The sequence below is a fragment of the Thermosipho sp. 1070 genome (assembly GCF_001682135.1).
GTDB lineage: Bacteria > Thermotogota > Thermotogae > Thermotogales > Fervidobacteriaceae > Thermosipho > Thermosipho affectus.
In genome coordinates this window covers 480,001-494,205 of record NZ_CP007121.1, presented here as the reverse complement: position 1 = coordinate 494,205, position 14,205 = coordinate 480,001, and the positions used below count along the sequence as shown (strand labels likewise).

General features: G+C 35.9%; 11 protein-coding genes and 2 rRNA genes. 7 read left to right on the top strand and 6 right to left on the bottom strand.

All coding sequences use genetic code 11. The features are described 5' to 3' along the window. The first annotated feature begins 48 nt into the window (after positions 1 to 48). Together Y592_RS02470 and rrf are read left to right on the top strand one after the other, a co-directional pair. Positions 49 to 2,995: ribosomal RNA gene (locus Y592_RS02470) — 23S ribosomal RNA — on the top strand. 39 nt (positions 2,996 to 3,034) lie between these two features. Then, positions 3,035 to 3,151: ribosomal RNA gene (gene rrf, locus Y592_RS02465) — 5S ribosomal RNA — on the top strand. 36 nt (positions 3,152 to 3,187) lie between these two features. Here the strand turns inward: rrf and pyrE are convergent. From pyrE to Y592_RS02440, 5 genes are read right to left on the bottom strand one after another with little or no spacing between them, the layout of a single operon-like run. Next, positions 3,188 to 3,751 (bottom strand): orotate phosphoribosyltransferase, encoded by a 564-nt coding sequence (gene pyrE, locus Y592_RS02460; RefSeq protein WP_075665479.1) that lies wholly within the window; start codon positions 3,749 to 3,751, stop codon positions 3,188 to 3,190. Continuing rightward, entirely contained in the window at positions 3,748 to 4,353 is a 606-nt protein-coding gene (gene pyrF, locus Y592_RS02455) for an orotidine-5'-phosphate decarboxylase (RefSeq protein WP_075665478.1), read from the bottom strand. Before pyrF ends, pyrE begins: the two co-directional genes overlap by 4 nt. Continuing rightward, positions 4,350 to 5,165: a tRNA-dihydrouridine synthase gene (locus Y592_RS02450; protein WP_075665477.1), complete on the bottom strand. Its 816-nt coding sequence runs from the start codon at positions 5,163 to 5,165 to the stop codon at positions 4,350 to 4,352. Before Y592_RS02450 ends, pyrF begins: the two co-directional genes overlap by 4 nt. Next, positions 5,162 to 5,806, bottom strand: coding sequence for an iron-sulfur cluster-binding protein (locus Y592_RS02445; RefSeq protein ID WP_075665476.1), 645 nt, complete (start codon positions 5,804 to 5,806; stop codon positions 5,162 to 5,164). The genes Y592_RS02450 and Y592_RS02445 overlap by 4 nt, the downstream gene beginning before the upstream one ends. Continuing rightward, the gene (locus Y592_RS02440; RefSeq protein WP_233120222.1) at positions 5,784 to 6,941 is read right to left on the bottom strand and encodes a dihydroorotase; all 1,158 of its coding nucleotides are present in this window, start codon (positions 6,939 to 6,941) and stop codon (positions 5,784 to 5,786) included. The genes Y592_RS02445 and Y592_RS02440 overlap by 23 nt, the downstream gene beginning before the upstream one ends. A 231-nt stretch (positions 6,942 to 7,172) precedes the next feature. On the opposite strand from Y592_RS02440, the gene Y592_RS02435 reads away from it, so the two are divergent. Continuing rightward, complete coding sequence (locus Y592_RS02435; RefSeq protein ID WP_075665475.1) at positions 7,173 to 8,204, top strand: hypothetical protein; 1,032 nt, start codon at positions 7,173 to 7,175, stop codon at positions 8,202 to 8,204. Here the strand turns inward: Y592_RS02435 and ispG are convergent. After that, complete coding sequence (gene ispG / locus Y592_RS02430) at positions 8,182 to 9,210, bottom strand: flavodoxin-dependent (E)-4-hydroxy-3-methylbut-2-enyl-diphosphate synthase (RefSeq protein WP_075665474.1); 1,029 nt, start codon at positions 9,208 to 9,210, stop codon at positions 8,182 to 8,184. The genes Y592_RS02435 and ispG overlap by 23 nt on opposite strands. Positions 9,211 to 9,252: 42 nt before the next feature. Here ispG and Y592_RS02425 point away from each other — a divergent pair, with 42 nt between their 5' ends. From Y592_RS02425 to Y592_RS02410, 4 genes are read left to right on the top strand one after another with little or no spacing between them, the layout of a single operon-like run. Continuing rightward, entirely contained in the window at positions 9,253 to 10,899 is a 1,647-nt protein-coding gene (locus tag Y592_RS02425; RefSeq protein WP_077287165.1) for an HD domain-containing phosphohydrolase, read from the top strand. After that, on the top strand, positions 10,896 to 12,284 hold the full coding sequence (locus tag Y592_RS02420) for a GGDEF domain-containing response regulator (protein ID WP_075665472.1): 1,389 nt from the start codon (positions 10,896 to 10,898) through the stop codon (positions 12,282 to 12,284). The genes Y592_RS02425 and Y592_RS02420 overlap by 4 nt, the downstream gene beginning before the upstream one ends. Beyond that, a complete protein-coding gene (locus Y592_RS02415) occupies positions 12,253 to 13,761 on the top strand; it encodes a M50 family metallopeptidase (protein ID WP_172799328.1) in 1,509 nt (502 codons plus the stop codon). The genes Y592_RS02420 and Y592_RS02415 overlap by 32 nt, the downstream gene beginning before the upstream one ends. A gap of 9 nt (positions 13,762 to 13,770) precedes the next feature. After that, entirely contained in the window at positions 13,771 to 14,202 is a 432-nt protein-coding gene (locus Y592_RS02410; RefSeq protein ID WP_075665471.1) for a GNAT family N-acetyltransferase, read from the top strand. The last annotated feature ends 3 nt before the right edge of the window (positions 14,203 to 14,205 follow it).

Below are 14,205 nucleotides of genomic sequence, written 5' to 3'. Positions count from 1 at the left end.
TCTATTTTTGAGTGGCATGGTCATTGAAAAATGCATAGGGGAAGTAGAGGTGAAGGTGATAAGGGCGCGCAGTGGATGCCTAGGCGGCAGGAGGCGAAGAAGGGCGTGGCAAGCTGCGAAAAGCCTGGGGGAGCTGCAAGCGAGCGTAGATCCCGGGATACCCGAATGGGGCAACCTGTGTAGCTGGTGAGGCTACACACCCGAGAGGGGGCGAACCGGGGGAAGTGAAACATCTCAGTACCCCGAGGAGGAGAAATCAAACGAGATTCCCTGAGTAGAGGCGATCGAAAGGGGAGGAGCCTAAACCGGCGAGGGATCGTCGGGGTAGTGGGACAAGTCCGGGCGTGAGCCGGGGAGTAAAAAATTCTTACTCTAGCCGAAAGGTCTGGGAAGGCCTACCGGAGAGGGTGAAAGTCCCGTAGGCGAAAGGGTAAGGACTCTCTGGGGCTTGATCCCGAGTACCACGGGGCACGAGGAATCCCGTGGGAATCAGGGGGGACCACCCTCCAAGGCTAAATACTCCCTGCCGACCGATAGAGGATCCAGTACCGTGAGGGAAAGGTGAAAAGCACCCCGGAAGGGGAGTGAAAGAGACCTGAAACTGCGTGCCTACAAGAAGTCGGAGCTCCGTATAGGGGTGACGGCGTGCCTTTTGATTAATGAGCCTGGGAGTTGTCGTACCTGGCGAGGTTAAGCCGGTAGAGGTGGAGCCGTAGCGAAAGCGAGTCTGAATAGGGCGAGGAGTCAGGTGCGGCAGGCCCGAAGCCGGGTGAGCTACCCATGGCCAGGGTGAAGGTAGGGTAAAACCTACTGGAGGCCCGGACCGGTGGATTGTGAGACATCCTCGGATGAGCTGTGGGTAGGAGTGAAAAGCTAACCGAACCTGGTGATAGCTGGTTCTCCCCGAAATGCATTTAGGTGCAGCCTCAAGAGGTCTGTGCAGGAGGTAGGGCGCTGATAGGGCTAGGGGGGTGACCTCCAACCCCTGTCAAACTACGAATGCCTGCACACAAATCTTGGGAGTGAGCCTGTGGGGGATAAGCTCCACAGACGAGAGGGGAACAACCCAGACCGACGGCTAAGGGCCCGGAGAGATGGCTAAGTGTGGAAGGAAGTTGTGCGTCCCAGACAACCGGGATGTTGGCTTAGAAGCAGCCATCATTAAAAGAGTGCGTAACAGCTCACCGGTCGAGACGCACAGCGCCGAAAATGTACCGGGGCTGAAGCCATCCCCCGAAGCCGCGGATCAGCGTATATGCTGGTGGTAGGGGAGCGTTCCGCGATAGGGAGAAGGTGGACTTGAGAGAGCCACTGGACGAGGCGGAAGAGAGAATCCAGGCATGAGTAAACGAGAGGAGAGTGAGAATCTCTCCCCCCGGAAGCCTAAGGGTACCTGGGGAAGGTTCGTCCGCCCAGGGTTAGTCGGGGCCTAAGGTGAACCCGAGAGGGGTAGCCGATGGGGAACCGGTTAATATTCCGGTACCACCTGCATACTGATAGGTAGCGGGGGGACGCAGGAGGGTAAGTTCCGAGGTCAAGTGGCAAGGCCTTCCAAGCGGTTAGGCGTAGAGGGCAGTAGGGAAATCCGCTGTCTGAGCTGAGCCGTGAAGGGGAGGACCGTATGGTCCGACGGGGCTGATCCCACACTGCCGAGAAAAGCCTCGCTAACTGGTATGCGGGTGCCCGTTCCGCAAACCGACACAGGTAGGCGGGCTGAGAAAGCTAAGGGGAGCGGGATAACCCTTGCCAAGGAACTCGGCAAATTGACCCCGTAACTTAGGGAGAAGGGGTGCCGCGGTAGGTTGAACCCAGGGGAAGGGGAGACCTGGAAACTGGGGGAGGCCGAGGCGGTTGCAGAGGCAAGGCCCTGGCGACTGTTTACCAAAAACACAGGTCTCTGCGAACTCGTAAGAGGAAGTATAGGGACTGACGCCTGCCCAGTGCCGGAAGGTTAAGGGGAGGGGTGAGAGCCCCGAACCGAAGCCCCGGTAAACGGCGGCCGTAACTATAACGGTCCTAAGGTAGCGAAATTCCTTGTCGGGTAAGTTCCGACCTGCATGAATGGCGTAACGACTGGGGCACTGTCTCGGCAGGGGGCCCGGTGAAATTTCAATCTGGGTGAAGATGCCCAGTACCCGCAGCTAGACGGAAAGACCCCGTGGAGCTTTACTGCAGCCTGGTATTGGGCTTTGGTGCACTGTGTACAGGATAGGTGGGAGGCGAAGAACCCGGCTCGCCAGGGTCGGGGGAGCCGCTGGTGGGATACCACCCTCGGTGTACTGGAGTTCTAACCTGCGTTTGTGAAGAGCAAGCGAGGGACAGTGCCAGGTGGGTAGTTTGACTGGGGCGGTCGCCTCCGAAAGGGTAACGGAGGCGCGCGAAGCTCGGCTCAGGTGGGTTGGAAATCCACCGTAGAGTGCAAGGGCATAAGCTGGGCTGACTGCGAGACCGACGGGTCGAGCAGAGGGGAAACCCGGTCCTAGTGACCCGGCGACTCCGAGTGGAAGGGTCGTCGATCAACGGACAAAAGTTACCCCGGGGATAACAGGCTAGTCTTGCCCGAGAGTTCACATCGACGGCAAGGATCGGCACCTCGATGTCGGCTCATCCCATCCTGGGGCTGAAGCAGGTCCCAAGGGTTAGGCTGTTCGCCTATTAAAGGGGTACGTGAGCTGGGTTCAGACCGTCGTGAGACAGGTCGGTCCCTATCTGCTGCGGGCGTAGGAGGTTTGAGGGGGCTCGCCCATTGTACGAGAGGACCTGGGTGAGGGAGCCACTGGTGTACCGGCTGTTCTGCCAAGGGCATACGCCGGGTAGCTACGCTCCTAAGTGATAACCGCTGAAAGCATCTAAGCGGGAAACACGCCCCAAGATGAGACCTCCCATCCTGTAAAAGGAGTAAGGCCGGTTCGAGAAGAGGACCTAGATAGGCTGGTGGTGGAAGCGCAGTAATGCGTGGAGCCAACCGGTACTAATCGGCCGAGGCCTTCACCTCTACGTGAACCCTATGCATTTTTGAGTGACCAAAGGTTTCCCGGGTGACGATACCAAGGCGGGAACCACCCGGTTCCATCCCGAACCCGGCCGTTAAGCCGCCTTGGGCCGATGGTAGTAAGGGGTACGCCCCTTGCGAGAGTAGGTATCGCCCGGGTTTATTTTTTTTTTCGCAGGCTTTCGCCTGCTTTTTTTATTTTATGAATCTACTTCCTGGTTTTTCCGCAGGAATTTGTGCTTTACATAATGGGCATTCTTCTTTTTTATATATTGGAATATTGATTTTTAAAAGATATTCGTATGGTACTTCAAATGGATTATTATCAGACCTGTTTATTACTGAACCAATACAACATACCTTTCCCTTACTTTCTTTTACTATCTCTATTACTTCTTTTACTGATTTTCCCGTTGTTATTACATCTTCTACTATTGCTACTTTTTCTCCTTCGTTTATTTTAAAGCCTCTTCTTAATGTCATTTTTTTGTTTTCTCTTTCTGCAAAAATATTTCTTTTATTTAGGTATTTTGCTACTATGTATGCTATATGTATTCCTCCCATAGCGGGGCCGATTATGAGATCAGGGTTGTATTTTTCCAATTTTTCTGCTAGCATTTTTCCTACTAATTCTCCATATTTTGGATACTCAAATATTCTTGCACATTGAATGTATTTTTCCGAATGGTTACCGGATGATAAGATAAAATGACCATTTAAAAGGGCTCCTGTTGTTTTTAAAATTTCTTCTATTTTCATATTAATTCCTCCTTTATTTTTTGAATTTTTTCTTTTGGATTTTTCGAAAGATAAATTTCTCTGCCAAGTACTACAAAATCTGCAATATTTTCTACTTGGGAAAGAGTTATAACATCTTTTTGATCATCTGATTTTACTTCCATCCTTATGCCAGGTACTAAAAATTTTCCAGTAAGTTTTTTTCTCAACTTTATTGCCCATTTTCCTGGAAGAACAAATGAACTTTTTAAGTTTTCTAGTTCAAAAATTTTGTCAATGTAGCTTTCCAAACTTCCCTCTTGTGATGTTAGTTTGATTACTGAAAATATTAATTTATCTGTTGCATTTAAAGCAGCTTTTACGCTTTCTATACCTGCTGCACTATGGACTGTAAAACCAATAATTGTAGGATGGTCCCAACTTTTTATTGAACGTTCTACTGTAGAAGGAATATCGCAAAATTTTAAGTCTAATATGACCTTGAGGTTTAGATTGTAGAGCTCATCAAGAATTTTTCTACCGTTAATTGCAAGATTGTGCCCTACTTTTACTGTTTCGAAGCTACCTACTTCTTTTATAAACTCCAATGGTTTTTGCATATCCAAACTTAATACTGGTATCATTTTTTCACTCCTTTCAAATATTTTCCTATTTTTTCAACAACATTTGGATCTTTAAAGAGTGCACTTCCTATGGAAATAGCGTTTGCACCTATTTCTAGAAATTCATCTGCATCTTTTTCCGTATAAATTCCACCTGAAGCTATTATATAGATATCTTTTAATTTTTTCCTTGTTTCATATATTGCACGTAATGAGATAGGTTTTAGAATTGGACCGGAAATTCCTCCTGTAATTACTTTCCCATTTTCTATTATTAATCCTCTTACACAATTTATTAGGGTTATTCCTTCCCAGTTGTGTTTGGCTACTATTTGTGAAGAAGTTTCTACAAAGTTTCCTTCTATACTTAATTTAGCAATTAAAAAGGTATTTGGAAGTATTTTTCTTACTTTTTTTAAAATTTCTTCCCATTCGTCTTTATCTGATATAATCGATAATCCTCCTTTTTTCACATTTGGACAGGAAAAATTAAATTCTATTGCTTCAAAATATTGTGCATATGGAGCAATAATTTCTGCAATCTTTATATATTCTTCTTTTGTATCTCCACCAAGACTTAATATAGTTTTAACATTTAATTTATATTTTTCTATATTTTCAATAAAATGGTTTATACCAGGATTTTCAAGGCCAATACTGTTAATTACAAAATGTTCTTTATCTCGCATTCTTGGAGGAAGATTACCTTTTTTTGGATTTAAAGTTACAGTTTTCAACGTATAAGCTCCTATATACTCTGGATTTATTAGTTTTAAATATTCCCCATTTCCTCCAGGACCTGAGGCTATAATTAACGGTGGATTAAGATTCATAGTTCATCCCTCCTAAATATGGGGCCATCTGTACATATATGTTTAACCCCGTTTTTTGTAAAAACTGCACAACTTTTACACGCTCCAATTCCGCATCCCATATATTCTTCTAAAGATACATAAATGTTATTTGATTCAATTTTGGAAAGCACAAAATTTTCCATTGCCTTTGATCCTGATATTAAATACCAGTCGTATTTTTTTAATTTTTCAACTTTGTTTGCAAATTCCACATCACCTGTTGCAAATTCAAATGGTATTTTGTATTCAAGAGGTGTTTTACTGCCAACAAGTACATCACAGTTATATTCTTTTGTTATTAAATTTGCAAGGGTTATACATGTTGGAGAAATAATTACCATTCCTTTTCCAGACGGTGGGATAAATTTTTTTCCAAGTGGAAAATGGGCCTTTATATTATTTTGTGTTTTTACTATGTATTCGGTTCCTTTACCTTTAATTTGTACGGAAATTGCAGGGTGGTTATTCCAAGTGCCAAGTATAAAAGGCTTTCTTACTAAATTTTTTGTTTCGATCATTATAAATTGACCTAATTCGAACTTTATGTTTTCAAATGTAACTATATAAGTGTCTTTGTTTAATTTAATAACATCTTTTTTAGTCAAGTAAGTATTCTCCATCCCAATACCCCCATTGTCCTTTTATTTTTACTCCGATTATTTTCCCCTTGAGTTTCATGCCGTCAAATGCACAATTTTTTCCTTTACTTAAAAATTTGCTGCTATCCACTATATAGGTTTGGTTTAGATCTATTATTACTAAATTTTCATGGGAAAATTTGTATTTTATTCCCAATCTTTTCCTTGGATTTTTGCACAGTTTATCAACAACTAAGAAAACATCTTCAAGTGCGGTGTAAAAAGCAGAAAATGCTATTTCTATATTTGAAGTACCATATGGTGCTTTTTCAAAGTCATCTGGTTTTTTCGGATGGGGAGCGTGATCGGTGGCTAGTATGTCTATTTTATCTTTTTTTACAGCTGTTTTTAAAAATTCTATTGTTTTCCTATCACACAGTGGAGGATTAATTTTAAAATTTGAATTTGATATGTCTTCATTTGAAATTAATAAGTGATGAGGAGTTACTTCTGAGGTTATATAGGCATATCTTTTTAAAAAATCGATAATTTCTATGGAATATTTTGAAGAAACGTGCTGTATGTGAAAATCTTTAAAGTTAAACTCAATTCCTGTAAGTACAGTTCTAGATATGGCAATTGCTTCATTTGTTATTGGTCTTTTGGGAATATTGTTTATTTTTCTATAGAACATTCCTTTGTTTTCAAATATTTGACTGTGGTCCAAAACTAAAGCAGGAGTTTTTTTGGAAAAATTTTTAACTAAATCATTGTATGTATATTCAATTCCGTCTGTCGAATAACATAGGATATTTCCTGAAGGTTCTTGGTTTCCAAATAAAGAAGTGGTTCTATAAAATTTTACATAAGTTTTTTTAGTTAACTGTTCGTGTGTCTTGTGTACTTCTTTTGTTTCAAGACGTGGATTTGTATTTGGTTGTATCAATACTTCCGAAAATCCACCGGCAATACATGCCTTTTGCAGAGATTCATAGTTTTCTTGATTTTTTAATAATCTAACATGTGTGTGAAAGTCAAAAAAGGTGGGAACGCATATTAAGTTTTTTCCTTTTACTTTTTCTGGGAATTCAAGATCTTCATAGAATATCTTTTTTTCAAAAGGATCGTAAATTTTTATACTTTCACCCCCCCTGAAAAATAAAGAAAATGGGGCCAAAAGCCCCATTTTTAGGTGTTTTTTATGTAATATTTATTTTCCCTTTTATTGAAGAATAAAATTTTCATACTTTTCCCCCCACAAATTTTTCAATTACTTTTATATCATATTTTTCTTCGATAATCAAGTATCATTGTACAATTTGTTAATTGTAAATTTAGAGTCTAGCATATATTTATCCTGTTTGAGAAGGAAGCTTTTTATTGTAGAATTATATAAAGAGGTGAATGTATGAGATTAAAAATAAATGTTGACGAAATGAAGAAAGCCCTAAAGTTAATAGACAAAGTGGTGGGAAGTGTTGAAAAAATAAATAGAAAAGTTGGTTTTTCCTACAATAGTGGTTATTTAAGCATGTTTGGTAGTGATGGTTGTTTGACGGTTAAATTTGTTGTTTCTGAAATGAATCCAACTACACTTTCATTTACTTTACCACTTGATATTTTAAAATTTTTTGTATATGAACTTTCAGGAGATATAAATATTTATTCAGATGGTAGATATGTATTTTTAAAGGCAAAAGATGAGAATTTAAAATTAAAAATTGAGGATTTTCATTTGAAAGATTTTGAAGATAGGTATGAAAAACTTTTAGATATTTCAAGAAGTACATTTTTAAATGACCTTGATTTTGTATCTTCGCACCTTGAAGAAGGGAATTTTGTAGACTTATTTTTTGGTAATGGTTTTAGATTGGTTGCTGAAAATAATGGAATAATTAATTATGTTAGAAGGGATAAAAAAAGTTCTACTTTTTCATGGAGAATACCGTATTATTCTTCAAGACATCTAATAAAAGCACTACAGTTGTTGAAAGGAAGAGAAATTGAATTGGGATATGGATTAAGACATATGGTATTAAAAAGTGATCAACTTTTTAATGTATGTGGTGAAAATCTGAATGAAGAAATGATTTATTTACTTGAAGAAGAATTTTCCAACGCAAAAGAATTTATGCGTATTAGCTTGAAAAATTTAAAAAGATTTTTAAGAAGATCTATGATTTCTGGTAGGTATTCTCGATTAAAGTTGGCGGGTAATTCAGCAGGATTATTCTTTTTTGCATCTTCATCTGATATGGAATATAAAGGTCATCTTGAAATTTCATCGCCTGAAAAATTTCAAACAATAACTAATGCATATTTTTTAAGATCTGCATTAAATAGATTGGGAAGTGAAAATTTAATTTTTTTGAAGTCTAGAAAATATCTTTTAATATCTACTATTAACAAGAAAAGGTTTATTTTTCTTCCCCTGTATTGATATATTTTTCCAATACATCTATTATTTCTTCAGATTTGAATTGCCCTATAATTTTCCCGTCTTTAAATAATATAAATCCATTTGGAATACCTGCTATTCCAATATCCGCATCTTTTCCTTCGCCAATCCCGTTAACGACACATCCCAACACCGCTATTTTAATATTTTTGTTTGAAAATCTTTGTTCCAAGATATTTGCCCAATTTTCAACGTCAATATTTGTGCGTGCGCAAGTTGGACAGGCAATTATTTGTGGGCCTTTTCTTAAATTTAAAGATATAAGTATTTTTTTTGCAACAATTACTTCGTTTACAGGATCACCGGCAATTGAAATTCTAATTGTATCTCCAATACCGTTGTATAGAAGATATCCAAGTGCAATGGATGATTTTATTAAAGCCCATTCATATGTGCCTGCTTCTGTAACTCCTAAGTGTAATGGATATTCTGTGATGTTATAAATTTTTTCGTATGCTTGTATAGTCTCTTTTACATCTGAACTCTTTACTGATATTACTATATTATAAAATCCCAAAGATTCTAAAATTTTAACTTCTTTAAGTGCAGATTCACAAAGTGCGTCAACTTTTGATAGGTGTGCAAATTCATTTGAAATTGAACCAGAATTTGCTCCAACCCTTATTGGTATATTGTACTCTTTTGCAACTTTTACTATCTCTTTTACTTTTTCTTTATTTCCTATATTTCCAGGGTTTATTCTAATCTTTTTGGCACCGTTTTTAATGCTTTCTATTGCAAGTTTGTAGTCATAGTGTATATCAGCTATTACAGGTATTGGAGATTTTTTTGTAATATTTTTAAGTGCTATTGCCGCTTCAAATGTTGGAATTGAAACTCTTACTAATTCGCAGCCTGCTTTGTACAATCTATTTATTTGTGATAGTGTTTCTTCAATATTTTCCGTGTTTGTGTTTGTCATAGATTGAATGACAATTGGATTTTTTCCACCTATTTTCACATTGCCTATATTAATTTCTTTTTTCATTTCAATCCTCCTATGTGATAAAATATTTGTTGAGGTGATAGTATGAAAATCCCTGATTTTTTCCTCTTAAATCTAAGAAAAAATTTTTTACTTTTGATTTTTCTATTTTTAATATTTACCATCTCAACTCTAATTTTACTATTTTATATTGAAAAAAACAATGTGGAAATAATATCCAAAATACTTGTAAGTGAGTTAGAAGAAGGCGATAAATCGTTATTTAAATTTTTAGAAGAAAAAAGTGGGAATAATTTGTTTGTAACACCTGTTAGGGAAAAAAGACTATTTTCCGTGGTTTCAAGTTTTGAATATGCTGGAAAAGTGATATACGTTTTTAAAGATATTTCCTTTGAAATTTTAACATTTTTAATTCTTTCGTTTTTGTTTTTTATAATATATTTTTTAATGTTTTTTAATTTACGAGGAACGGTTTACAAAGATTTTTTAAATATAACTAATAAATTGGCAAAAATTGAGGGAAGTTTAAATTATTTTCAAAATTATCTTGAATATTCTCCAATTGAGGAGGATATGGAATTTGAGGAATTTGAAAGTATAAAAAGGAGTATAAACTATTTACAAGAGGTTGTTATAGAGAATGAAGAGGAAATTTTGAAATCTATGGAAGATATCGAAAAGTCAAAAAAAGAAGTAGAAGAACTTAATAAATTTTTGATTTCCATATACGAGATTTTAGCAAAAATAAATCCAAAAGATAGTGTGGAAAATATAGCTCAATTTATTTTAGAAAAGATAATTTCCTTATTTAAAAACGTAAATGCGGGAAGCATTATTTTAAAACAAAACAAAAAATACAAGTATTTTGCACAATTTGGATATGATGAAAAATTAAAGGAATTTGAATTTAGCAATGAAGACAATGTTTTAGCACTAAAGTATGAAGGATATGTAAAAGGTGATATTTTAAGAGAGTTAAATAAGAAGGAAGGTTTTAGCGAAAAATTTAAAGAAATAGGAAGTGATAAGATAAAATCTTTGTATGTTATTCCAATATATGTTGAAAATGAAAGAATGGGTGCAATATGTTTGGACTCATTTGTTTCAGGGGATTTGAATTTACCAAAGTATGTTGATATTTTTGGGAAGATTTTTGGTAATTTTTTGATTTTAAAAGTACTTGAAAATGATTTTAATAAGATGTTTTTTGAGGTCTTAGAATTCTTTGCGGTGAGTGTTGATGAAAGAGTAGGAAAGAAACACTCAAAGGTAGTTGCAAAGCTTTCTAAAAAGATTGCAAAGGAATTTGGAGTAGATCCTGAGAAAACATGGAAAGCGGCGATTTTGCATGATATTGGGAAAATAATGATTAGTGATAGAGTATTAAAAAAAACTGGTAGGTTAACTAAAGATGAGTTAGATAAGATAAAAGAACATGTCAGTTATGGTTATGAACTTTTAAATAGATTTAGATTTTTTAAAGATATAGCAAATATTGTTTTGTATCATCATGAAAGGTGTGACGGGAATGGATATCTTGGTTTAAAATATGAAGAAATTCCGATAGAAAGTAGGATAATATCAGTTGTGGATGCATTTTATACTATGAAAATAAAGGGGTTTAAAGTTGAAGATATATTTGTCTTGTTAGAAAAAGACGTAGAAAATGGAAAATTTGATGGTAAAATAGTGAAGAAGTTAAAAGAAATAGTAAAGGAGAGAAATTTGTGAAGAAAGTACTTGTTATTGATGATAGTAAACTTTGGAGGGAATTTTTTAAGTTTGAGTTAGGTAAATTAGGTTGTGAGGTAGAAGTTGCAGTTGATGGTTTAGATGGTTTGAATAAATTTTTTTCAATTCTTCCAGATGTAGTAATAGTAGATTATACAATGCCCAAAATGAACGGAATTCACGTAGCACGTTTTATACGTTCATATCCGCAATTTAAAAACGTAGGTATAGTTATTATAACTGCGGAAAATGAGACTATAAATAAATTTTGGGCAATTAAAAGTGGTGTAGATCTTTATTTGAAAAAATCTATTGATAGAGAGTTAATTTTAAGTGAATTAAAGAATTTTTTGGATAATGATTATCATTTAGAATTAAATTATGAAGTTTTTAATTTGAAAAAGAGATCTTTTAGAGATCTTCTAGATATTCTTGAAGAGAGTTTGAGAAATGAGTTATTTATTTCCGAGATATATAGTTTTTTAGAATATCTAGAAGATGAAAGATATTTATTTGAGAGAATTTATTTTCTTTTGAATGAAATCTTTGGAATCATATCTTTACATGTTTTGATTTTAAATATTGAAAATGCAAGAGTTTATTCATTTTCTGGTGATGATGATTTCTTTAATAAACAGAATGTAAAAGATATCTTAATGTCGGCATTTGAAAAGCCTGTAACTTCTTTAAACTGGTATTATAATGGAAATTACAACAATCAAGGGAGAAAATTAAAGGAATTTATCACCATCAATTTAGCGTATAAGGGTAATGAACAAGCAGTTTTACTACTTGAAGGTGTGAAAAGAAAAAATGAATTTTACAATTTAATATCTACAGCTGTTCAACCGTTATCTTTGGTTGCAAAACTTTTGAACGAGTATAACTTAAGTAAGTCAAAAATAGAGAAAGATGCGCTGACTAAAGTTTACAGCAAGGCGTTTATAATGGAAAAATTAAATGAATTACTTCGTATGTCTTTGAGGCAAAAGATTCCTTTGTCAGTTGCTATGATAGATATAGATGACTTTAAAAAAGTAAATGATAAGTATGGACACATTAAAGGAGATGAAGTTTTAAAAAAAGTTGCGGGTATAATAAGTGGAAATTTAAGGGATAGTGATTATGTTGGAAGGTATGGTGGTGAAGAGTTTCTTGTTATTTTTCCTTCCACACAATGTAGAGATGCAAAACACGTTTTAGAAAGAGTTTTAAATAAGGTTAGAGAGTTTAATTGGTCGTCTCTTGGGATTGATATAGTTACATTTAGTGCTGGGGTGTGTTGTAAACCAAAAAGGTCTATGTTGGCTTTCGTTAAAGAAGCAGATAAAAATCTTTATAAGGCGAAAAGAAATGGAAAAAATCAAATATGCGGAGGTGATTAGTATTTTAACGTTTGTTTCTTTTGTTTTGGTTTTTATGTTTGTCGTTGTTGTACATGAGTTTGGACATTTTTTATTTGCAAAAATTTTCAAAGTGGGTGTTTTGGAATTTTCAATTGGTTTTGGCCCGGCTCTTTTTAAAAAGAAGTTTAAGGAGACTTTGTTTAGAATAAATATAATACCTTTTGGTGGATATGTTAGATTAAAAGGTGAGGACTTTGATGAAGAAGTAGAAGATGGACTTTATGCAAAACCAGCTTGGCAAAGACTTTTAATTGCTTTTGCAGGACCTTTATTTTCCATACTTGCTGCTTATATACTATTTATACCTATAGTTACTAATTGGGGAGTTCCTGCTGTTACTGTGGGAAAGGTTATTGATAACTCTCCTGCTGCCGAATATGGTTTGAAAGACGGAGATGTAATTTTGAAAGTTAATGGAAAAAGGGTGTTTGATTCCATAGAGGTTAGTGAACAAATTTCTAAGGGAAAGGTTGTGGAATTTCAAGTCTTAAGAGACGATAAAGTAATTACCATCTCTATTCCACCACGTATTACTCCGCCTGAATATATATTTGTGTTAGATGATGTGTACGGTGATATAAAAGGAAGTTTGAAAAAGATTAATGGATTTACTCCTGGTGTGAATTTGCAATTGAAAAATGGAGAATTTATTGAATTAGAAGATAATTTTGGAAATACTTTATCTGGAGTTGTTGTAAGTTATTCTTTTGTAGGTGAAAGACCTACAATAGGTTTTTATTATGCAGGATTCGAGTCTGTTATTAGTAAAGATATTTCACCGTTTCGTACAGGTGATCGAATAGTTAAAGTAAATTCTATGGAAATAAGAGATTATGTTTCACTTTTGAACCTTGTTTCAAGGTTAGGGCTAAAACAAAACCAAATGTATATAGATATTTGGGGAAATAAAATAAAGACAAAGTTGCTACCCTTGGATGATAATTTAGAAATTGTTGTAATAAGAGATGGAATTGAAAAAAAATTAAACATGAAACGAGAAGATTTTTCAAAGTTAATTACTACTCCTGGATTTTTTAAACAAGAACAGAAATATTTGAAACCTAAAAATTTATTTGATGCTGTTTCATTGGCCATCCAAAGGTGTAATTCAGCTGCAAAAACCATTTGGAAAGCGTTTGGAAAGTTGTTTTTAGGAAAAGGTGTAAATCAAGTTGCAGGGCCTGTAGGTATTGCGGTTATAGTAGGTGAAGCTGCAAAAGCGGGATGGGAGACTATTTTAACAGTGGTTGCATTGTTTACGCTTAATTTAGGTATTTTTAACTTACTCCCTTTGCCTGCGCTAGATGGTGGGAGAATAGTATTTTCTTTAATTGAGATAATAACAAGAAAAAAGGTTAATAGAAAAATTGAAGCAATAGTCCATACAATTGGTTTTTTTGTATTAATGGCACTTGCGTTTTATTTTATGTTTGCAGATTTTACAAGATTCTTTTAAGGTGAAAATATGATAATGGAAATATCAGATAAAGAGTTGTTAAAAATTGAAAGTGATGATTTAAAATACTTTTCTGAAACAAGAATTATAGATATTCCACGAAGGGTGGTTTTGAATTTTTTTGAAAGTATTCCTATTGGTTTTGTAACTTTTAATGTGCGCTATTTTAATAGAAATGCGTATATAACTTATTATGTAAGGAGTGATATGCGAGGAAAAGGGTATGGAAAGGTTATATTGAAAAAAGCTATAGATTATGCATTTGATGAAATGAATTTAAACAGGTTGACAGCTGAAGTGTATGAATACAACGAGATATCTATTTATTTATTGGAAAAGCTTGGATTTGTAAAAGAAGGTGTTTTAAGAAAAGCAAAATACAGTCAGGGAAGGTACTTTGATATATACGTGTATGGATTGTTAAAAGATGAGCGGCGTTAATGC